We start from the raw sequence: 20,062 nt of genomic DNA, 5'->3' as shown, positions 1-20,062 counted from the left end.
GGCCCCTTGTTAATTAATGTTTAAAGCCTTGGACAATATTGTTAAAGCAATGCGTTTTTGTTAATTTTAGGCCCACATTAATCACGTAAAATACTTAGATGACAGATAAAGCTACTTTAGAATACGGCGGACATAAATATGAGTTCCCGGTGATCAAGGGAACAGAGAACGAGCTGGCCATTGACATCAAATCCCTGAGGACTGCCACGGCGGGCATGATCACCATAGATCCGGGCTTTAAGAACACGGGATCTTGTGAAAGTGCCATTACCTTTTTGGACGGTGAAAAGGGAATTCTGAGATATCGGGGCTATTCCATTGAGGAACTGGCCGAAAAGGCCGATTTTCTGGAAGTGGCCTACCTGCTCATCTTTGGCGAGCTGCCCAACAAAGAGGAACTGGAAAAATTCCATGACGACATCAGGGAGGAGTCCCAAGTGGATGAGGAGATGAAGAAGATCTTGGACGGATTTCCAAAATCGGCACATCCCATGGGCGTTATCTCATCCCTTACCAGTGCCTTGATCGCCTTTAACCCGTCAACGGTGGATGTGAGCTCCGACAATGCCATGTACCACGCCATTGTGAGGATTTTGGCCAAATTCCCCGTACTGGTGGCCTGGACCCTGAGAAAGAAAAAAGGATTACCGCTGGATTATGGTGACGATACCCTGGGCTATGTGGAGAACATCCACAAAATGATGTTCAAACGCCCCAACCAGGAATACAAAAGGAACAAGGTGATCATAGATGCGCTGGACAAGCTGCTCATTCTGCACGCCGATCATGAACAAAACTGCTCCACCTCCACGGTGAGGATCGTGGGCTCTTCCCATGCGGGCCTGTTCGCGTCCCTCTCCGCGGGGATCTCTGCCCTATGGGGCCCCTTGCACGGCGGCGCCAACCAAGCCGTTCTGGAAATGTTGGAGGCCATTGAGGCCGATGGGGGAGACACCAAAAAGTACATGGCCAAGGCCAAGGATAAGAACGATCCGTTCAGGCTGATGGGATTTGGGCATAGGGTGTACAAGAATTTTGATCCACGGGCCAAGATCATAAAAAAGGCGGCAGATGAAGTCTTGGGCGATCTGGGCATCGAGGATCCTATTTTGGACATTGCCAAGGGCCTTGAAAAGGAGGCTTTGGAAGATCCCTACTTTGTGGATAGAAAACTCTATCCCAACGTGGACTTCTATTCCGGTATCATCTACCGGGCATTGGGCATACCCACTGAAATGTTCACCGTTATGTTCGCCTTGGGGCGTCTTCCGGGCTGGATCGCGCAGTGGAGGGAGATGCGTTTAAAGGGAGAGCCCATAGGAAGGCCAAGACAAGTGTACATCGGTGAGAACTTGAGACCCTTTGTTCCCCTGGACAAGCGGTAGATTGCTACCCATCAAAAAAAAAACAAAAGCCCTCTTTTCTAGGAAAGGGGGCTTTTTTTCTGAACATCAAAAGTATATTTTTTTCAAAACCCATTCCATGCTGCAATTGAACATTACGGACGAGATTTCGCCCTTGAAAGCGGTGGTATTGGGAACGGCCCAGAGTCCGGGGCCCGTTCCCACCCCGGAACAAGCCTATGACCCCAAGTCCCTGGAACATATCCTGGCGGGCACCTATCCCAAAGAAGCGGACATGGTGGCAGAGATGGAAGCATTTGCCCAAGTCTTTGCCAAGTACGGCGTACAGGTGTTCCGGCCAGAGGTGCTCCAAGATTGCAACCAGATTTTCTCAAGGGACATTGCCTTTGTCATAGAAGACAAACTGATCGTGGCCAATATCCTGCCCGATAGGGAAAAGGAGGTGCAGGCCATTTTGCATGTCCTGGACAGAATTGCCGAGGACAAAATCTTGAGGCCGCCCCAGGCCGTGCACGTGGAGGGCGGTGATGTCATGCCCTGGAACGACCATATATTTGTGGGCACCTACACCGCCCCGGATTACAAGGATTACATTACCGCCAGGACCAACAAAGAGGCGGTGGACTACCTTAGGCAGCAATTCCCAAAAAAGATCGTGAAGTCGTTTGAGCTTAGAAAGTCCAACACCAACGCCAAAGCCAATGCCCTGCACCTGGACTGCTGTTTCCAGCCCTTGGGCAAGGGGAAGGCCATTTTGCACCGGAACGGGTTCTTGGTGGAAGAGGAGTACCAATGGCTGGTGGATTTCTTTGGTAGAGCGCATATCTTTGAGATCAGCGCGGACGAGATGTACCAAATGTACAGCAACGTTTTTTCCATATCGCCCAATGTGGTGGTTTCCGAAAAGGGCTTTACGCGGCTCAACACCTGGCTCAGAAAGCAGGGTTTTACCGTGGAAGAGGTGCCCTATGCCGAAATTGCGAAACAGGAGGGGCTTTTGCGCTGCAGTACCCTGCCCCTGATACGGGAATAATACAAACAAGCCAATATGCAGATAACCAATACCATTTTAATGATACGGCCGGTGGCCTTCCGGATGAACGAGCAGACCGCCGTGAACAATTATTTTCAGGAAGATATGGATCTGGCCAATGCCACCATTAACCAACGGGCGCAAGCGGAGTTCGATGCCTTTGTCAAGGTGCTCCGTGACCACGGGGTCTCCGTGATCGTGGTGGACGATGTTAGGCAAGATACCCCGGACTCCATTTTTCCCAACAACTGGATCTCTTTCCACGAGAGCGGCACGGCCGTGATCTACCCCATGTTTGCCGCGAACAGGCGCTTGGAGCGGAGAAAGGACATTTTTGATATTTTGGAGGGGCAGGGGTTCAGGATAGATTCGGTCATGGACTATACGGCCGCGGAAGATGACGGTCTGTTTTTGGAGGGTACCGGCAGCATCCTCAAGGACCGTGTGAACCAAAAGGCATACTGCGCCCTATCTGAGCGGGCCAGTGAAGCCCTCTTCATTGAGTTCTGTGAGGATTTTGACTGTTTTCCCGTCATCTTCACCGCCAACCAGACCGTGGACGGGAAACGGCTGCCCATTTACCATACCAACGTGATGATGGCCATGGCAGAGGATTTTGCGGTGATCTGCCTGGATACCATAGACGACAAAAAGGAACGCAAGAACGTGGTGGACCATCTTACACGGGACGGCAAGGAGATCATTGCCATCACCGAGGCCCAGATGCACCACTTTGCGGGCAACATGCTACAGGTCATAGGGGCCAATGAAAAGCGGTATATGGTCATGAGCAGCGCGGCCTATCACAGTTTGCGTCCGGATCAGCTCAGCGCCATCCAGGCCCATTGCGATATCCTGCACAGTTCCCTTGAAACCATCGAGACCTGCGGTGGGGGCAGTGCCCGGTGCATGATGGCCGAGGTCTTTTTGCCCAAGGCCTAGACCCCAAGGGTTCCCTACGGGGTCAGCCTTTCTTTTTTTCTTGGGCCTGCCGCGGCCCTTCCCGGCCCACGATGTTGCGGATCATTCCGCCAAAGATAAAATAGTGCAGGGGAACAATGCTGTACCAGTAAAGGCGCCCCTTGAGACCTCTGGGCCTAAAGGTGGCCGTTTGGTGCAGCACATTGTTGTCATCTATGCGGAACTCCAGCCATGCCTCCCCGGGCAGTTTCATCTCGGCAAAGAGCAAGAGGCGCTTTCCCTTTTTGTCGGCCAGCAAAACCCTCCAAAAATCAAGGGCATCCCCGGGAAAAATCTTGTCCGGGTGCGTTCTTCCGCGCCTCAGGCCCACGCCGCCTATGAGTTTGTCCAAAAATCCCCGGAGCTTCCAGAGCCAGTTGCCGTAGTACCAGCCCGTCTCCCCGCCAATTTGCCAAATACGTTTCAATACCCTGTCCGGATCGCTTACGGGCATGGTCTGTTGGTCGCGCAATACCCCATACTTGGGCACTTGTATGTATTTTCCCAGGTTTTTCCTGAAACGGCCGCTCACCATGCTGTCTTTCCAACTGCTCATCACCAAGTTTTGCTCTATTTTCTTAAAGGCCATGTCAATGGCCTCGGCATAGGTGTGGGTTTCAATGTCCAATAGCTCCGCCAGCCTGTTGTCCTTGGCAACGACTTCAATTTTCATGCTGTCCACCAGGTTAAGGGCCAGTTTGTAGGAGGTAGAGGTCACAAAGTAGAGCCAATAGGAAGAAAGTTTTGGGGTCATGACGGGTACTGTAACGATCCAGTTCTTAAAACCACGTGCGGCCGCATACTGGTGCAACATCTCTTTGTAGGTGAGCACACTGGGCCCGGCAATGTCAAAAGAGTCGTTATAGGTGTCCTCCCGTCCCAAGGTCTTGGTCAAAAATGCAATGACGTCCCTAATGGCAATGGGCTGGGTTTTGGTGAGCACCCATTTGGGCGTGATCATAAAGGGCAGCTTCTCACAGAGATCCCGGATGATCTCAAAAGAAGAACTGCCGGAACCCACAATGATGCCCGCCTTGAGCACGGTGAGCGCAAAGGGCCCCTGGGCAAGGATTTCTTCCACGTTCTTCCGGGACCAGAGGTGCTTGGAGAGGTTCTCCTCATTGACAATGCCACTGAGGTAAATGACCTGCTTCACCCCGGTGTCCGTCATGTAACGGTTAAAGTTTTTTGCCGTGGTGGCCTCCATTTCGTCAAAATCCGTGGTGGAAGACGTCATGGAGTGGATCAGGAAATAGGCGGCGTCCAGATCCCTGGGCAGGATGTTTGGCCGTACCTCCTTTAAAAAGTCAATTTCCACCACCTCAATTCTGTCCCTAATGTCCACATCCACGGACAGGCGGCCCGCATCACGAACGGCACAGACCACATCGTGTCCCAGATCCAACAATTGGGGCAATAAACGCATGCCAATGTAACCATTGGCGCCAGTGAGCAATATTTTCATTCCTTGGGGAGCTTGAACATTTTAAAGGCAATGTAGAAGGGGTACAGGCAAAGCGTTACGGCGTAAATGGGAAGAAGGTACTGCAGTGCGTTGCCAATCTGGTAAAGGCTTTGCAGTGCCGTCTGAAAGGTCAAAAAAAACAAGAGCAGTACGGTTCCCAAGCTTATCACCACCATCATCCGCCTGGCCATGGCGTAAAGTTTGGGAGCGTTGGCATCGGTGACCTTCACGGGATAATTGTAGTGCCATGGTTTCATTTGGGTGCTCAGTTTAAGAAGGAAATAATAAAGCACCGCATTCAGCACCGGCAGCACCCATAGATTGGCTTTATGGCCAAAATTCGTTGGTTTGCCCTCCATATTGAAATGGGTGGGGACGGTTTCCGGTGCGGTGGCATAAAGAACGCCCGCAAGGACAAAATGGAAAAGAACCAACCACCATCCCAGTTTAACCAGGGCTTGGTCCATTGGGTTTTCCTCAATATCAATTTTGGGCTGTTTTCTGAACATCGGTAAAAAAAATCGGATGGTGCACAAGGTTGTGCCTACCTCCAAAAAAAGGGCTAAAGATCTTCAATGGCCGTTGGTGCATTGTCTGCCTTGTGATCCAACAATTTTTTGAAAAATTTTTGCACCGCTTTGGTATCCGCCTGCACCTTGATGAAATGGTTGTCCCGGTAAATGGAATAAATGGCCAGATCGCCCTTGTAAATGGTGAGTTTGTAGTAGGGAATGACCAGGGCAAAGGTTTCCAACAAGGACCTAAAGCGCACAATGATGCCCTTGGGCCGCATTTCCACATTGCAGCTGTTGCGGTTGTTGTCCAGCTGCAAAAGGTTCCGGATCTCTAGGCTGGTCTCGGTGATAATGAGCTTGGGCGAGCCAATGCCGTTCAACGCCCAGCGTTCCTTGATGGTAAAGGGCTTGCCCACGGCCTCGTCAATTTTCTGGGTAATTTTCTTATCGGTATAGGATACGTTCAATAGCATGTGTTTTTTTTTAAGGTTTTGATGCGCCTTTGTGGGCATCGGAAGAAAAGATCATGCGCCCTTGACCCGCGGAGGCTTTTTCAGGCACTATGCCCGTTGGGTTTGGAGGTAGCACTTCCCTTTTTTATCTAAAGTTAACCAAAACCGAACGGATAATGGCATTATGGAAGGGCAAAGCCCAAAAAATGGTTAATTTTGCCCGCTTAAAAGCCTGTTGGGATGAATGTACAAGAAATTATAGCAGACCAAGTAAAAGCTGCCGTGCGGGAAGGCTTTGGGGCCCAGTTGCCATCCGTGGAGTTTCAGCCCACCCGAAAGGATTTTGAGGGGGACATCACCGTGGTGGTCTTTCCCATGCTGCGCCATATCAAGGGCAACCCGGTACAGATCGGGGAGGCCATAGGCACCCATCTGCAGGACAAAGTGGCGGCCGTGGCCCGGTACAACGTGGTCAAGGGTTTTTTGAACCTGGTGGTCACGGATGCCTATTATCTGGACTTTTTCAATGGCATCAAGGACCTGGAGCATTATGGAAGTTTTCCCAAGGGGAAGGAGGCCGTGATGGTGGAGTACTCCTCGCCCAACACCAACAAACCGCTGCATCTGGGGCACATACGCAACAATTTGTTGGGCCATTCCGTGGCCAGCATCCTGGAAGCGGCGGGAAAAAAGGTGTACAAGACCCAGATCATCAATGACCGTGGCATACATATCTGTAAGAGCATGCTGGCATGGCTTCGCTTTGGCAATGGGGAGACCCCTGAAAGTACCGGCCTAAAAGGAGACAAGCTGGTGGGCAACTACTATGTGGCCTTTGATAAGGCCTATAAGGAAGAAGTGGCGCAAATGGTGGCCCAGGGCACCGATCCAAAAACGGCCGAGAAAGAGGCGCCGCTGTTGCTGGAAGCCCAACAGATGCTCCAGAAATGGGAGGCGGGAGACCCCGATACCGTTGCGCTTTGGAAGACCATGAACGGCTGGGTCTATGATGGCTTTGACATCACCTATAAAAATCTGGGGGTAGATTTTGATACCCTGTACTACGAGAGCGAGACCTATCTCCTGGGCAAGGAGTTTGTAAGGGAGGGCTTGGAAAAAGGCGTTTTCCATACCAAGGAAGATGGTTCTGTATGGTGCGACCTCACGGACGAGGGACTGGACGAAAAAATTGTTCTCCGTTCCGATGGCACAGCGGTGTACATGACCCAAGACATTGGCACGGCCATACAGCGGGTCAAGGACCATCCGGACATTGGCGGCATGGTCTATACCGTGGGCAATGAGCAGGACTATCACTTTAAGGTCCTCTTCCTCATCTTGAAAAAATTGGGCTTCGCCTGGGCCGATCGGCTCTTTCACCTGAGCTATGGGATGGTGGACCTGCCCAGCGGAAAGATGAAAAGTAGGGAGGGCACCGTGGTGGATGCCGATGACCTTATGGAGAGCATGACCCGTACGGCCGCGGAAATCTCGGAGGAGTTGGGAAAATTGGAAGAGTACTCCGAAAAAGAAAAACAGGACCTGTACAAGATCATTGGCCTTGGCGCCCTAAAGTACTATATCCTTAAGGTGGACCCGAAGAAGCGCATCTTGTTCAACCCGGAAGAGTCGGTGGATTTCCAGGGCAATACCGGGCCCTTTATCCAGTACACCTACGCCAGGATACAGTCCATCCTGCGCAAGGCCAACAAACAGGGAATGGACCGGCACCCCGAGGTTGGGAACCAGATGGCGCTTCACCCAAAAGAAAAGGAACTCATAAAACAACTGCAGCTGTTTCCGGAAACCGTACAATTGGCCGCGGAAAACTACAGTCCGGCACTCATTGCCAATTACACCTATGACCTGGTCAAGGAGTTCAATTCCTTTTACCAGCAAGTGTCCATTCTGGGCGAGGCCGAGGCCGATAAAAAATTGCTTCGCATACAACTGGCCCATAGCGTGGGGCAGGTCATTGCCAGGGCCTTTGGCCTCTTGGGCATTCAGGTGCCGGAACGGATGTAGGGCCGGTGACCGGCCCATGCCACCGGGCAGGGCCTCAACGTACGGGCAGAACAAAAAAAGACCGCCGTACAGCGGTCTTTTCTGGGAAAGTGTCAATGGTCTTGTAGCTACATCTGCACTTTTTTGGTAGAGGCCACGGCCGCGGCATAGACCACCAGGCCAAACCCTATTTTGTTGATCGCGTCCCCAATGTTGTAGATCACATCCATATTGAGGCCCCAGTTGGCGATCCCATCGTACCAGCCCTCGGTGCCGGCCATATAGCCCAAAGGATAAATGGCCCACCCCACCAGTACAAACCAGCATAGTGTTTTGTGGGCACTCAGAACGGCGCCACCAGCTTTTTCCGCCAATTTTTTGGCGCTGCCAAACCATATTTCGTACACAATGTAGAAATAGGCAATGCCGGAAACAAGGCCCCAGAAAGCGGGCCCGCTGCCCGTGGTGTAAATGGCCTCTCCGAAATACCCGGTGACCAACATGACCACGGAGGCCAAGATCAATTTCCACATCAGGGATTTTTGGGCGCCGGCCACCTTGAGGATAAGGTAGAACTCCACACACATCAAGGGAACGGTAAGCACCCAGTCCACGTACCTGAAAAATGTGGGAGATTCCCCAACCGTGGCCCAATAATCCCGCATGTACCAATAGTGTACCGCGGCAATAAAGGTAATGATGCCCGATACCAAGATCGAGGTCTTCCATTTTCTATCGAAGTCGTTCATCGATAGAAAGAAAAAGGCCGAAGCCGCCATCATGGCCATACACCCCACAAAAAAGGTGAAGCCAACATAATCATTCGTAGCCATTTTGGATACGAGCGGAAGGGTACTCATTAAAGTTTCCATAAGTCAATTGTTTTTTGTTTAAGTAAATTTACGTATCATTAAACAATTAACGTTTATTAATTTTGTTAAAAAATTAAACAAAATGAAGAAAAGTGCTATTGAGAGTGTCAGTTTGGGTGCATTTGTCCTCGTTTTTACCTTTTTCTCCCTTTGGTTGTCCGTTTTTATGGACCAGAAAGTGGAAACGGCCCTGGCCTTTGTGCTCATTCTTAGCTTTGGGGTGCTGCACGGTGCCAATGACATTAAGCTCATACAGGCGGCCAAGGAGCGCGAGGGACGGCATTTGGATTTTAAGACGGTACTGGTTTATTACTCGATCTTTATTTTTGCAAGCGCCGCCGTATTTGTCTTCCTGCCCAGTTTTGCCCTATTGATGTTTGTGCTCTTCAGTGGCTATCATTTTGGGGAACAGCATTGGGTGGACAAGGCAGTTGGGCACCAAAAATGGGCAAAGATCTTTTATTTGGTCTATGGGCTGCTCATCTTGTTCCTGCTCTTCAATGCCCACGCCGCTCAAGTGGCAGATGTTGTTCAGAGCATCTGTGGCCATTGGCTGCCGCAGGTGTTTTTTAAAAATGGTCTCTATCTTTTCGGTGCGCTTTCCCTTGGCCTGGGAGCCTTCCTCTTCATAAAAAAGGCATTGCTTTTTCACGTGCCCAAACAACTGTTCTTTGTTCTGGTGCTGTTTGTGCTTTTTGAGACGGCTTCCTTGTTGTGGGGCTTTGCCATTTACTTTGTTTTTTGGCATTCCCTGCCCTCCATGGTGGATCAGATTACTTTCCTGTACGGAGGGGTGCGTGCGGCCACCATAAGGAAGTATGTCTGGTCTTCCCTGCCCTACTGGTTGGCCTCCGTGATCGGTATGGGCGTTGTGCTGTATGTCTTTCGGGAGAATCTGGTGGAGGCGCTTGCTTTCTTCTTTGCATTTCTGGCCGCCATTACCTTTCCGCATGTGCTGGTCATTGGCGGGCTCAACAAGAAAAGGAAGGAACAGCCTTAGAACTTAAGCCGGAAAGTGGCATTGGGTGTAAGGCCCAGGGCACGGCGCTCAATGGTTTCCAGTTCATTGCTGTCGTTTAGGCGGTGGTAAATGTTTAGAATGTTCGTCCTATGGGTAAGATTTAAGACCGATGCGCCCACCGTGGCCCGCAGTTTGCCGTTTATGTTGAAACTGTAGCGGGCGGAGGCATCCACCCTGAGGTACTCGGGCAACCTGCTGCCGTTGGGGGTTGCATAGTTTAGGGTGTTGGGTACCACATCCCGGTTTACGGGAGCGTTGGCGTCCACCAGGGTATAAGGTCTGCCGGAACGGTAATTTATCCCAAGGCCCAGGCTAAAATCGTTGTAGTGGTAATTTCCCGCCAGGGTAAGGCTGTGCCGGATCTCCAGATTGTTGGGAAAGACCATGGGGGTCAAGGTATTGAAGCGGTATTGGTTGTCATTGTAGGTGTAGCTGAACCAGGCACTGTAGTTGGTGTTCTTTACATTGGCCAAAAACTCCAGGCCCCAAATATCATAGGCCCCGGTTTCATTGTTGAATTGGTCTTGATTCTGAAAGCCCTGCGTCCTGATGTTGATGCCCTGCACTTCTTTGTAAAATGCGGTAAGCCCCAAATACAGGGTGTTTTTGTCATAGTTTATGCCCAAGGAGCCCTGTTGGCTCTGGGTAATGGGCAGGTTCTCCCCGTCGGAGAGGATCCAACGTCGTCTCTCAATGCCCAGAAAATTCTGTTCCAGATCAATGATCTGGTTGGTGGCCTGGCTCTTGAACTCGCCCAGGGCCTCCATCCTCAAATGGGGTAGCACTTCATAGCTCAGGTTTGCCCGGGGTTCCACCAAGGTTTTCCTAAAGCTGTCCAGGTTCTCGTAATGGTTCATGCGCGCTCCAAGGCGCGCAAAGAACTTCTGGTCTTTGGACCGGTGCTCGGCCTCGGAATAAAGGGCGTGGATGCGCACCACGCCACGAACGGTACTTTCAAAAAAGGGTTGGTCCAGATTGGTGGTGTTTGTAATGCCCGTTTCGGTGAACTGATAGCCGTTGTGCCAGGAAAAGTTCGGTGCCGGTCGGTATTCGGTGTCCAGGCGCGCGCTGGTCTCTAGAACATCGTTCTTTTGCAGCAGGGTCTGCCTTCCGTTGGTGCGCGTTAGGGCATCCAGCCCATAGCGGGTGTAATAGGTGCTCGCCCGGCTGCGGAAGACATCGCTCCATTCACTGTCCCAGCTACCGCCAAAGGAGAGGTTGTTCTGGTCCAAAAGGCTTTGGTTGGCGCTTGCGGGGCCACTGTTTCCCTCCTGGTAATCCAAATTATTGGACATACGGACAAGGCTGCCCCTCAGTTGGTGTTTTGGGCTGATGTCGTACAGCAGCTTCGCGGTGAAATCGTAGAAATGGAAGTCACTGTCTGCGGCCACATCGCTATCTTGGAAAGCCCTTTCGGAAAAGGAGGTGTAGGTGGGCGTTTGGAGCACATCGGTATGGGATCGCCGGGCCGAAAATTGCAGGGCCACATCCTTTCCGAGCGGCACTTGGGCAAAGGCGTCCCCACTAATGAGGTTAAAGCCCGCCCCACCGCGGAGCGTGTTGCCCAGCTCGTTGCTGGTGCGCATGTCCAGGGTACCGCTCACCCCGTCCGAAAACCGGGCGCTGCTTCCGTTGTTGATCAGGGTCACCCGATCGGTCAAATAAGGGTTAAAGGCAGATATGAGCCCAAAAAAATGTCCCGACTGGTACATCTTTATGCCGTCCCAAAGCAAGAGGTTCTGGTCATTTGTGCCGCCCCGTATGTTGATGTCGGATACGGTTTCGTCCACGCTCTTAATGCCGGGAAGGGCCTGTACGGTCTGCAGCACATCCGGTTCCACCAGTCCGGGCAGAAGGTCAAACGCATCGGTTTCGAGCACAATGCTGGCATCGGTGAGCTTGCTAAGGCCCGTGGTCAGGAAATGGTGCAGCACCACCTCCTCCAGTTCTTGATAGGCCATGGCCATCGCCAGGGCGGGGCAGGGTTCGGCCAATAGGGACGATGCCGGGACAAAGAGGGGCTTAAAGCCCAAGTGGTTTATTTGCAGCATGGCCCTGCCGGGCACCTCTTCCAGTAGGAGTTTGCCCGTGGCATCGGTAACCCCTTGGATCTTGGTGCCCAGCACCTGTACGCTGGCCCCCGGGATGGTGTTCTGTTCAAAATTGTCCAATACCCTTAAGCAAAGGCTTAGGCTTTCCCTGGTGGTTACGCTGTAGTACCGGTCATTGAGGGGCTGAAACCGTAGGATGCTGCTGGCCGAGATTTCCTTGAGTATCACCTCCAGCACATTGGCCTCGCTCTGCGGAACCTGTATATTGCCCAGGGCTTCGTCCGCATAGGAAAACTTCACGTTAAAACGTTCTTCCAACAAGTTCAGATAGGTGGTTGCCGCCACTTTTGGCCGGGCCTCCCCTTGGGCGCCAAGGCCTTGGGCAAGCAGTAACATTGCCCCAATCAGGAACTGGATGTAGGTCTTGGGTCTAGGGGGTGCTTGGAGCATTTAAACGCACTTTGTTCCCTTCTAAGGTAAAACTAATTTTTAGGGGAACGGTAATGCTTTTCAGTGCCAGTTCCATATCCGTATGGGTAAAGGTGCCCGTAAACCGTTGCGAGGTATCCAAGGTCCCGGCATCCACGTGTACCTTGTACTGCCGCTCAAACTCCTGTAGCACATAGGTTAGGGGCATGCTGTCAAAACTGCTCTCGCTGTTTACCCATGCGGGTGCCCCGTTCTGGCTCACCTGCATCATTTTTTTGTCGCCCTTCAAATACCTGATGCCTTGGCCGGCTTCCAAGGTGGTGTCATTGCCATTCACGGAGACCGCCACACGACCCTCGTAACAGCTTACTTCAAAGTAATCCTTTCGTTGGGCCACATTGAACTGGGTGCCCAAGACCCTTACTTGGCCCTGTGCCGTGTTCACGGTAAAGGTTTCTCCCTTGGCCACCTTAAAAAAGGCTTCGCCGGAGAGGGTAACCCGCCTGGCCGTTTCCCAGTCCTTGGCATAGCTCAGTTCCGAGGCGGCGTTCAAGAGCACTTCAGAGGCATCTGGCAGTACCACTTCGGTCTGCTCTGCCAAGGAAGTGTTTATGCTGTGGTCCAGGCTGTTGAGGTACACATAGGCCCCGCCCATCAAAACGGCAATGGCCGCCGCTATTTTTAGGAAATTTCTAAAGGGGTGCAGGGAGAAGACCTTGGGCGTTTTCCCCTTTTGCCCTGCCTGCAACTGGGACCATGCCTTTTCCGCATCAAATTCGGGGGCCTGGTAGCGCTGGGAGGTTTGGGCAATTTTTTGGTATGTGGCAAACGCTTCGGATTGCTCAAACTCCCGTTTTTCCGCATCCGTCAGTTCCCCACTGAGCCATTTTGCCAAGTAATTCTCTTGCATTGTCCTTTACTTTATACAACTATAACAACCATCTTGTCCAAAACCCTACTTTTTTCCCGCAAGCTTTTTCCTGGGCATACTGTGGGCGTATTTGCCCGTGATCATTGGGCCGCCGCGCCAGAACATTGGGTTTCTTGCACTGGTGCCCCCGCTTTTTTCAGGGCGGCGAAACCCCCGGCCACATCCACTAGGTTGTGTATGCCCCTACTTTTTAGGATGGATGCGGCAATGACCGATCGGTAGCCTCCGGCGCAGTGCACAAAAAAAGTGTCCTGGTCCGGCAACCTGCCCAAGTGCGCATTGAGGTCTGTGAGCGGGGCGTGCAGCGCACCTTTTAGGTGGCCGCTCTTGTACTCTCCGGGTTTCCTAACGTCCAACACCGGTGCGGCATCCTTTTTAAGGGCCCTCACCACTTCCGTGGCGGGCATGGACAGCAATTGATCGGTTTTCTTTCGGGCGGACCGCCAAGCTTCCAGGCCGCCCTTGAGGTAGCCCAAGGTACCGTCAAAGCCCACACGGGAGAGCCTGGTAATGGCCTCTTCGGCCTGACCCTCTGGCACCACCAGCAGCAGGGGTTGCAGGGTGTCTGCCACCAAGGCGCCCACCCAAGGCGCAAAATCGCCATTGAGTCCAATGAAGATGGAACGCGGAATGTGGCCCGCGATAAAATCTTTCTGGTGCCTTACGTCCAACACCAAGGCTTCGGTCCCGTTGGCCATTGCCTCAAAGGCGTCCGGATCCAGGGCTCGGGTGCCGCGCTGCAGTACCTTGTCTATGTCCTCGTAGCCTTCCTTGTTCATTTTCACGTTCAAGGGAAAATATTTTGGGGGAGGTTGCAGCCCGTCCGTCACTTCCTGTACAAAGGTTTCCCGGTCCATATTGGCCCGTAGGGCATAATTCACCCTTTTTTGGTTGCCCAGGGTATCCACGGTTTCCTTCATCATGTTCTTTCCGCAGGCCGATCCCGCGCCGTGGGCCGGATATACTATAACGTCATCGGACAGGGGCATGATCTTGTTGCGCAGGCTGTCGTACAGGGTGCCGGCCAGTTCTTCCTGGGTAAGGTCCGCTGCCTTTTGCGCCAGGTCTGGCCGGCCCACATCGCCCAAAAAGAGGGTGTCCCCAGAGAAAATGGCGTGGTCCTTTCCGTTTTTGTCCTTGAGCAAATAGGTGGTGCTCTCCATGGTATGGCCCGGGGTGTGCAGTACTTTTAGGCGGCATTGTCCCAAGGGGAACTCCTGGCCATCTTCCGCGATGATGGCGTCAAAGGATGGGTCTGCCAGCGGTCCGTAGATGATCGGTGCCCCAGTGGCCTTGGAAAGGGTGATGTGGCCACTGACAAAATCGGCATGAAAGTGGGTCTCAAAGATATATTTTATGGTGGCTTTGGCATTCTTGGCCCGTTGCAGATAGGGGCCTATTTCCCGCAAGGGGTCAATGATGGCCACTTCGCCATCGCATTCTATGTAGTAGGCACCCTGGGCCAGGCAGCCGGTGTAAATCTGTTCTATCTTCATGGGCTCAATTTCTTCTAAATTAGGTAAAAATTTTCAATGGCCCATCCCCTTTAAGGATGGCGGGTTCTCGTTTGCCCCCACTTTTCTTCCGGTGCACAAGGGAGCGATCGGGCGGCCTCAGTTCTTTTTTTTGCTTTCATGGGCCACTTTGCTGCCCGCTTCGGAAACGTTCTTGGGGTCGTCAAAATAGGCAACGGCCTCATGGGTCTTCACAAAAAGGTGGTCGCGGTCCAGGGCTTGGCCAATGTCGCTGTTAAAGATGATGTCGCGTGCGGGGCCAATGGCACCGGCAATGTAAAAGCCAATGCCGCGCCGCTGTAGTTCCCCAATGATCTGTATGAGGGTTTCCGTTCCGGTGGCATCAATATAATTGATGGGCTCGGCGTTTAAAATGACCCCTTTTAGTTCGGCTCCTTTTTTTTGTACTTCCCGTAACAGGCCCTTTTTAAAGTAAGTGGCGTTGCCAAAGTACAGCTGGGCATCAAAACGGACAATGAGCAGATCTTTTCGTATGAGCACATCTTCCCCGAAACGTTCCACATTTTTGTAGTAATCCGTGTGCGCCACCTGGCCCAAGACGGCAAAATGGGGCCTTGAGGTCCTGTACACCAAAAGGAGCAGGGCAATGAGCGTTCCCAACAGGATACCCTCTGCAATGCCCACAAAGAGGGTCATGAGAAAGGTAATGACCAGCACCCAGAACTCGTCCCGGGCGCCTTCCCACAGGGAACGTGCGTAGGGCACGTTTATAAGGCCAAAGACGGAGACCATGATAATGCTGGCCAGGATGGCCTTGGGCAGGTAGGCAAAGACCGGGGTCAGGAACAATAGGGTGAACAGTACCAAGAGCACCGAGAAGATACTGCCCAAGTTGGTCTTGGTGCCCGCTTCATGGTTTATGGCCGATCGGGAAAAGCTTGCGGTTACCGGAAAGGCCTGCAAAAACGAGCCCACAATGTTGGCGCTTCCCAGCCCGATGAACTCCTGGTTGGGTCTTATGGTATCTTCGCCCGCCTTGTCCTGCAGGGCCTTACCTATGGAAATGGCTTCCAGATAGCCCACCAGGGCCAGGGCCAGGGCCATGGGCAACAAGAGCGCCAGGCTCTCCCAATCCCATTGGGGCATGGAGAGCCTGGGTAGGCCCTGGGCAATGTTGCCCACCAATTTTAATCCGTATTGCTCCAAGTTAAAAAAATAGGTGCCGGCAATGCCCAGTACCACGATCAATAGAATGGCCGGAAAATTTTTGCGCCACAACTTAAAGGCCACCAAAATGCCAATGCCCATAGCGCCCACGAGCAAATCGGCCGGGTTGGTCCGGGAAATGCCCTCCACGGCGTGCAGCACCAGCTCGTGGAATGTGCTGCTGCCCGGTAGGGACACGCCCAGAAGGTGTTTTAACTGACTCAGTATAATGATCAGGGCGGCGGCAGAGGTGAACCCACTGATCACCGGTCTGGACAAAAAATGTACCAAGAAGCCCATTTGCAGCACGCCAAGCACCAGCTGTATGGCACCCACCATGAGGGTGAGCAGGGCCAATAGGGCCAGGTAGTGCTCCATGCCCACAATGGTCAGGGTGCCCAGGCCGGCCGCGACCAAAAGGGAATCCATGGCCACTGGCCCCACGGCTATTTTCCGGGAGGTGCCCAAGAGCGCATAGGTAAGCACGGGGAAGAGGGATGCGTACAGCCCGTACACCGGGGGTAGGCCCGCGATCATGGCGTAGGCCATTCCTTGGGGCACCAGTACAATGCCCACGGTAAGGCCGCCAACGAGGTCCTTGGGCAGGTAGTCCCTTTTGTAGGTCGATGCCCATTCCAGAAAAGGTAAAAATCGGCGCACGTGCAAAGGTATCAATATTGTGGCAAAGACTTCAGGGCTTCGTTTTTGAAGTGGCCCTGGAATACTTGGTGGGGCGCCCAACCCTGCCCCACGGCCAGCCTGTCTCCGTTAGGACATCGGAACCAAGGGGAGGGCATCCTTCAAAACATCCATCCATCAAAAAAAAATAATCAATGTGCCGTAAGAAGCACGGAGTAGTGCCGCCGGTCTTTTCCCAGGGTTTGGAACCCTTGGTGAAGCTTTGCCTGGGGCACGGCATACGGATAAAAGGTAATGGGTTCCATACAGACCATGTTGGGCACCTCCGTCCACAGCATAAAATGCGGGAATCCCGTTGTTCTCACCTCAAGGGTTCTGGTGTCTTCCAAGAGGATGCTGTTTTGGTCCAAGATGGGCATGGCCCTGCTGCCCACGGCCATTACCTGGGCCAGGGTGAGCTGTTGGTTGTTGGTGCGGATGGTTGCCGAATCCGAGTGCACCTTAAAGGCCGGATGGTAGCCCAGCATAAAGGGCATCCCTTCCTCGCCCTGGATTTCAAATGAGATGGATAGGCCCTGATCCTTTAGGAGAAAGCGTTTTGTGAAGCTAAAGTCATAAGGCCATTGGAGTTGGGCTTCGGTAGATTTCCCGGGATACTTGGCGTTGGCCACAGGGGTGTTGGCGGCATATTCTTTTACAAACGCGGCGCAAAGGTCATTTTCCTCCACTTTTTGGTAGGGCATTTCAAGGAGCAGCCCGTGCTGGTCCTGCACTGCATGGCCCCTTGGCGTGGCCACCCTGAAATTGGCGGTATCGGTGGGGCCAATGATGGGAAACATCTCGGTGTCCGAACTGCGCCATCCCGGACTTCCCTTTTGGTGGATGAATTCGTGGCCGTCCACGGCGTATCCCACCAGTTCGCCCCCGTCAATCCGTACCGTTTGATCCTTGTGTTTCAGTATTGTCATCTTGCAAGTTTTGTTGCGCTATTATGGTAAACGTTGGTTTCCCCTGTTGCGATCACTCGAACCTAATGGCCTTTACCGGACTTACCTTGGTAATGATGTGCGAGGGGATCACCAGCATGAGCAGGCACAGCAGCAGAACGCCCAGGTTCAAGAGCAGAATGGTCGTGGCGGTGATGTGCACCGGAATGTGCTCAATGTAGTACTCCTCCGGGTTGGGGAACTTGAACAGTTTAAAGCGTTGTTGCAAGAACAGCATGCCCAGGCCAATGGCATTGCCCCATAGGAGCCCCTTGCCGATCAGGTAGGCGGCATTGTAAAGAAACACCTTCCTTATGGTCCAGTCGTTGGCGCCCAAGGCCTTGAGGACGCCGATCATGGGGGTGCGCTCCAGGATGAGCACCAAAAGGGCCGTGATCATGTTAATGCCCCCCACAATGATCATGATGCCAATGATCAGGGCTATGTTAAAATCGAACAGGCCGATCCATTCAAAAATCTTGTAGTATTTGTCCTTTAGGGTGCGGGTATCCAAATTGGCCAAGGTCTTTCCGTAGATTTCGGCGCTCTTTTCGTCTATGGCATCAAAGTCGGTCAGGAAAACCTCAAAGTTTCCCACTTCGTCCTCCTTCCATTGGTTCATGCGCTGTATGTGCCTTATGTCCGTAAAGATGTAAAGGGCATCTATTTCCTCAAAACCGCTGTCATAAATGCCGGTAACGGTAAAGTTGCGTTGGTTGGGCAAGCGTTCTGTGTCATTGTCCGTGAGGAAAAAGGTAAAAAAGCGATCGCCCACCTTCAATTGCAGTTTGTTGGCCAGTATGTTGGAGATGAGCACCTCGGTGTTCAGGTTTTCCGAATAGTCCGGCAGGGAGCCGGCCACGAGAAATTCTTCCATCACCTCCCACTTAAAGTCGGCCCCCACGCCCTTGGCAATGATGCCCTCAAAAGTGGTCTCGGTACGGATGATGCCCCCCTTGGTGGCCACGGCCTGCACGTGTTCCACCCCGGAAACATCCTTGAACTCCGGATAGAAATCCTGATTTTTGGATACCGGCACCACGGAGACCTGGGAGTTGTTGTTGTCGTAATTGTATATCTGTACGTGACCGTTAAAGGCGGTGACCTTTTCACGGATCTTTTCTTTGAGGCCCACTCCCGTGGCCAGGGCAATGAGCATCATGATCACGCCCAGGGCTATGGCCGTAATGGCGATTTTTATTATCGGCGCGGAAATGCTAATTTTAGGCTCCTTTCCGGTGATGAGCCGCTTGGCTATAAAAAACGCTAGATTCAAATGACACTTATTTTATCCTGTTTCAAAAGTACAGTATTATTATGGTTTTTTGCTTTGGTGGCCTGCGGAAACCAAGGCAGGGAACCTGGGCCCAAATCCGTTGCGCCAGCGGAGCACCTAAGTGCTCCGGACACCCCGGTGACCACGGCCGCCAACCGCACGGACCGTTACTTTCCCTTGCTGCGGGGCAAGCGGGTGGCCGTGGTGGCCAACCAGACCAGTGTTCTGTTTACCGCGTCCCAACCGGTACATTTGGTAGATACCCTGATGGCTTCGGGCATTGAGGTGACAAAGGTGTTTGCACCCGAGCACGGTTTCAGGGGGCAAGCGGATGCGGGTGAAAAAGTAACGGACGGCATGGACGATAAAACGGGATTGCCCATTGTCTCCCTCTACGGAAAAAACCGAAAGCCCTCCCCAAAGCATTTGGAGGATGTGGATGTGCTGCTTTTTGACATACAGGACGTGGGCGTGCGTTTCTACACCTACATTGCCACCCTGCAGCTGGTGATGGAGGCCGCGGCGGATGCCGGATTGCCCGTGATCGTGCTGGACCGTCCCAATCCCAACGCACATTATGTGGACGGCCCCACCATGGAGGCCGCCCATACCGGTTTTTTGGGACTCACCCAGATTCCCTTGGTCTATGGCATGACCATTGGTGAATATGCCCTGATGATCAATGGCGAGGGCTGGTTGGAAGGGGGTGAAAAGGCAGACCTCAACGTGGTTCCGTTGGACCATTGGGACCATGATACCATCTACAGCCTGCCCATAAGGCCCTCGCCAAACCTGCCCAATGATACCAGCATTCACCTATATCCCAGTTTGGGCCTTTTTGAGGGCACCAATGTCAATGCCGGTCGTGGAACGGAATTTCAGTTTCAGCGTTACGGGGCCTCTTTTCTGGACAGTACGCAATATGAGTTCACCTACGTGCCCCGTCCCAATTTTGGTTCCAAAACACCCAAGGAGGAAGGAAAAAAATGCTACGGCAAGGACTTGTCCAACATTCCCCGAATGAACGAGGTTTCGTTGAAATGGCTTATGGACGCCTACCAAAATACCGCGGACAAGTCCTCGTTTTTCCTCACCTCCGGATTTACCAAGCACGCCGGGACGGAGCTTTTGCAAAAGCAGATCGAGGCCGGACTGTCTGAAGCGGAAATAAAGGCCGGTTGGCAAGAAGATTTGGAACGATTTAAAAAGATCAGGGCCAAGTACCTGCTTTACACGCCCCTGTAGTGGATCTTGGGCCCCTGGGAACACAAGCCCAGTGGTTGCCGCCCGTAGCGGAAAAAAGGCCAACAGGGGCGTCCGCTTTCTTTTGGTGCCCTGGTTTGGATTTCAGGGCCAAGGGAATCGTGGGCACATTGTCCGTGC

Annotated in this window: 16 protein-coding genes; 6 read left to right on the top strand and 10 right to left on the bottom strand. The window is 52.7% G+C overall.

What is annotated here, in order from left to right; all coding sequences use genetic code 11:
* Positions 1-98 precede the first annotated feature (98 nt).
* From ACKWCC_RS09920 to ctlX, 3 genes are all read left to right on the top strand, one after another.
* Positions 99-1,385 (top strand): citrate synthase, encoded by a 1,287-nt coding sequence (locus ACKWCC_RS09920; protein ID WP_413995775.1) that lies wholly within the window; start codon positions 99-101, stop codon positions 1,383-1,385.
* Positions 1,386-1,482: 97 nt separating this feature from the next.
* Positions 1,483-2,397 carry a dimethylarginine dimethylaminohydrolase family protein gene (locus tag ACKWCC_RS09915; RefSeq protein ID WP_413995774.1) on the top strand — a complete coding sequence of 305 codons (915 nt, stop codon included), beginning with the start codon at positions 1,483-1,485 and terminating at the stop codon, positions 2,395-2,397.
* Between the two features lie 15 nt (positions 2,398-2,412).
* The gene (gene ctlX / locus ACKWCC_RS09910; protein WP_413995773.1) at positions 2,413-3,339 is read left to right on the top strand and encodes a citrulline utilization hydrolase CtlX; all 927 of its coding nucleotides are present in this window, start codon (positions 2,413-2,415) and stop codon (positions 3,337-3,339) included.
* Between the two features lie 22 nt (positions 3,340-3,361).
* Here the strand turns inward: ctlX and ACKWCC_RS09905 are convergent, their stop codons facing one another.
* Genes ACKWCC_RS09905 through ACKWCC_RS09895 form a run of 3 tightly spaced genes read right to left on the bottom strand, consistent with a single transcriptional unit; the run spans position 3,362 to position 5,810 of the window.
* Positions 3,362-4,822, bottom strand: a complete 1,461-nt coding sequence (locus ACKWCC_RS09905) for an SDR family oxidoreductase (protein ID WP_413995772.1) — start codon at positions 4,820-4,822, stop codon at positions 3,362-3,364.
* Entirely contained in the window at positions 4,819-5,331 is a 513-nt protein-coding gene (locus ACKWCC_RS09900; protein WP_413995771.1) for a DUF1648 domain-containing protein, read from the bottom strand. The genes ACKWCC_RS09905 and ACKWCC_RS09900 overlap by 4 nt, the downstream gene beginning before the upstream one ends.
* Positions 5,332-5,384: 53 nt before the next feature.
* The gene (locus ACKWCC_RS09895) at positions 5,385-5,810 is read right to left on the bottom strand and encodes a hypothetical protein (RefSeq protein ID WP_413995770.1); all 426 of its coding nucleotides are present in this window, start codon (positions 5,808-5,810) and stop codon (positions 5,385-5,387) included.
* A 219-nt stretch (positions 5,811-6,029) separates the two neighbouring features.
* On the opposite strand from ACKWCC_RS09895, the gene argS reads away from it, so the two are divergent.
* Positions 6,030-7,814 (top strand): arginine--tRNA ligase, encoded by a 1,785-nt coding sequence (gene argS / locus ACKWCC_RS09890; RefSeq protein ID WP_413995769.1) that lies wholly within the window; start codon positions 6,030-6,032, stop codon positions 7,812-7,814.
* Positions 7,815-7,921: 107 nt separating this feature from the next.
* Here argS and ACKWCC_RS09885 read toward each other — a convergent pair whose 3' ends face one another.
* Positions 7,922-8,665 carry a bacteriorhodopsin-like gene (locus tag ACKWCC_RS09885; RefSeq protein WP_413995768.1) on the bottom strand — a complete coding sequence of 248 codons (744 nt, stop codon included), beginning with the start codon at positions 8,663-8,665 and terminating at the stop codon, positions 7,922-7,924.
* Between the two features lie 82 nt (positions 8,666-8,747).
* On the opposite strand from ACKWCC_RS09885, the gene ACKWCC_RS09880 reads away from it, so the two are divergent.
* Entirely contained in the window at positions 8,748-9,665 is a 918-nt protein-coding gene (locus tag ACKWCC_RS09880) for a Brp/Blh family beta-carotene 15,15'-dioxygenase (RefSeq protein ID WP_413995767.1), read from the top strand.
* Here ACKWCC_RS09880 and ACKWCC_RS09875 read toward each other — a convergent pair.
* The 6 genes from ACKWCC_RS09875 to ACKWCC_RS09850 all read right to left on the bottom strand — a co-directional run bounded on the left by ACKWCC_RS09875 (position 9,662) and on the right by ACKWCC_RS09850 (position 18,679).
* Entirely contained in the window at positions 9,662-12,187 is a 2,526-nt protein-coding gene (locus ACKWCC_RS09875; protein ID WP_413995766.1) for a TonB-dependent receptor, read from the bottom strand. The genes ACKWCC_RS09880 and ACKWCC_RS09875 overlap by 4 nt on opposite strands.
* Positions 12,168-13,076 carry a FecR family protein gene (locus ACKWCC_RS09870; RefSeq protein WP_413995765.1) on the bottom strand — a complete coding sequence of 303 codons (909 nt, stop codon included), beginning with the start codon at positions 13,074-13,076 and terminating at the stop codon, positions 12,168-12,170. Before ACKWCC_RS09870 ends, ACKWCC_RS09875 begins: the two co-directional genes overlap by 20 nt.
* Positions 13,077-13,177: 101 nt before the next feature.
* Positions 13,178-14,593 carry an MBL fold metallo-hydrolase gene (locus ACKWCC_RS09865; RefSeq protein ID WP_413995764.1) on the bottom strand — a complete coding sequence of 472 codons (1,416 nt, stop codon included), beginning with the start codon at positions 14,591-14,593 and terminating at the stop codon, positions 13,178-13,180.
* A 117-nt stretch (positions 14,594-14,710) separates the two neighbouring features.
* Positions 14,711-16,438 carry a SulP family inorganic anion transporter gene (locus ACKWCC_RS09860; RefSeq protein WP_413995763.1) on the bottom strand — a complete coding sequence of 576 codons (1,728 nt, stop codon included), beginning with the start codon at positions 16,436-16,438 and terminating at the stop codon, positions 14,711-14,713.
* 170 nt (positions 16,439-16,608) lie between these two features.
* Complete coding sequence (locus ACKWCC_RS09855; RefSeq protein ID WP_413995762.1) at positions 16,609-17,385, bottom strand: aldose epimerase family protein; 777 nt, start codon at positions 17,383-17,385, stop codon at positions 16,609-16,611.
* Positions 17,386-17,437: 52 nt separating this feature from the next.
* Positions 17,438-18,679, bottom strand: coding sequence for an ABC transporter permease (locus tag ACKWCC_RS09850; protein ID WP_413995761.1), 1,242 nt, complete (start codon positions 18,677-18,679; stop codon positions 17,438-17,440).
* On the opposite strand from ACKWCC_RS09850, the gene ACKWCC_RS09845 reads away from it, so the two are divergent.
* Positions 18,680-19,924, top strand: a complete 1,245-nt coding sequence (locus ACKWCC_RS09845) for an exo-beta-N-acetylmuramidase NamZ family protein (protein ID WP_413995760.1) — start codon at positions 18,680-18,682, stop codon at positions 19,922-19,924.
* Positions 19,925-20,062: the final 138 nt, after the last annotated feature.

The sequence above is a fragment of the Maribacter aquimarinus genome (assembly GCF_047345505.1).
Lineage (GTDB): Bacteria > Bacteroidota > Bacteroidia > Flavobacteriales > Flavobacteriaceae > Maribacter.
The sequence above is the reverse complement of the archived record's forward strand: the minus strand, read 5'-3'. Positions and strand labels throughout refer to the sequence as shown.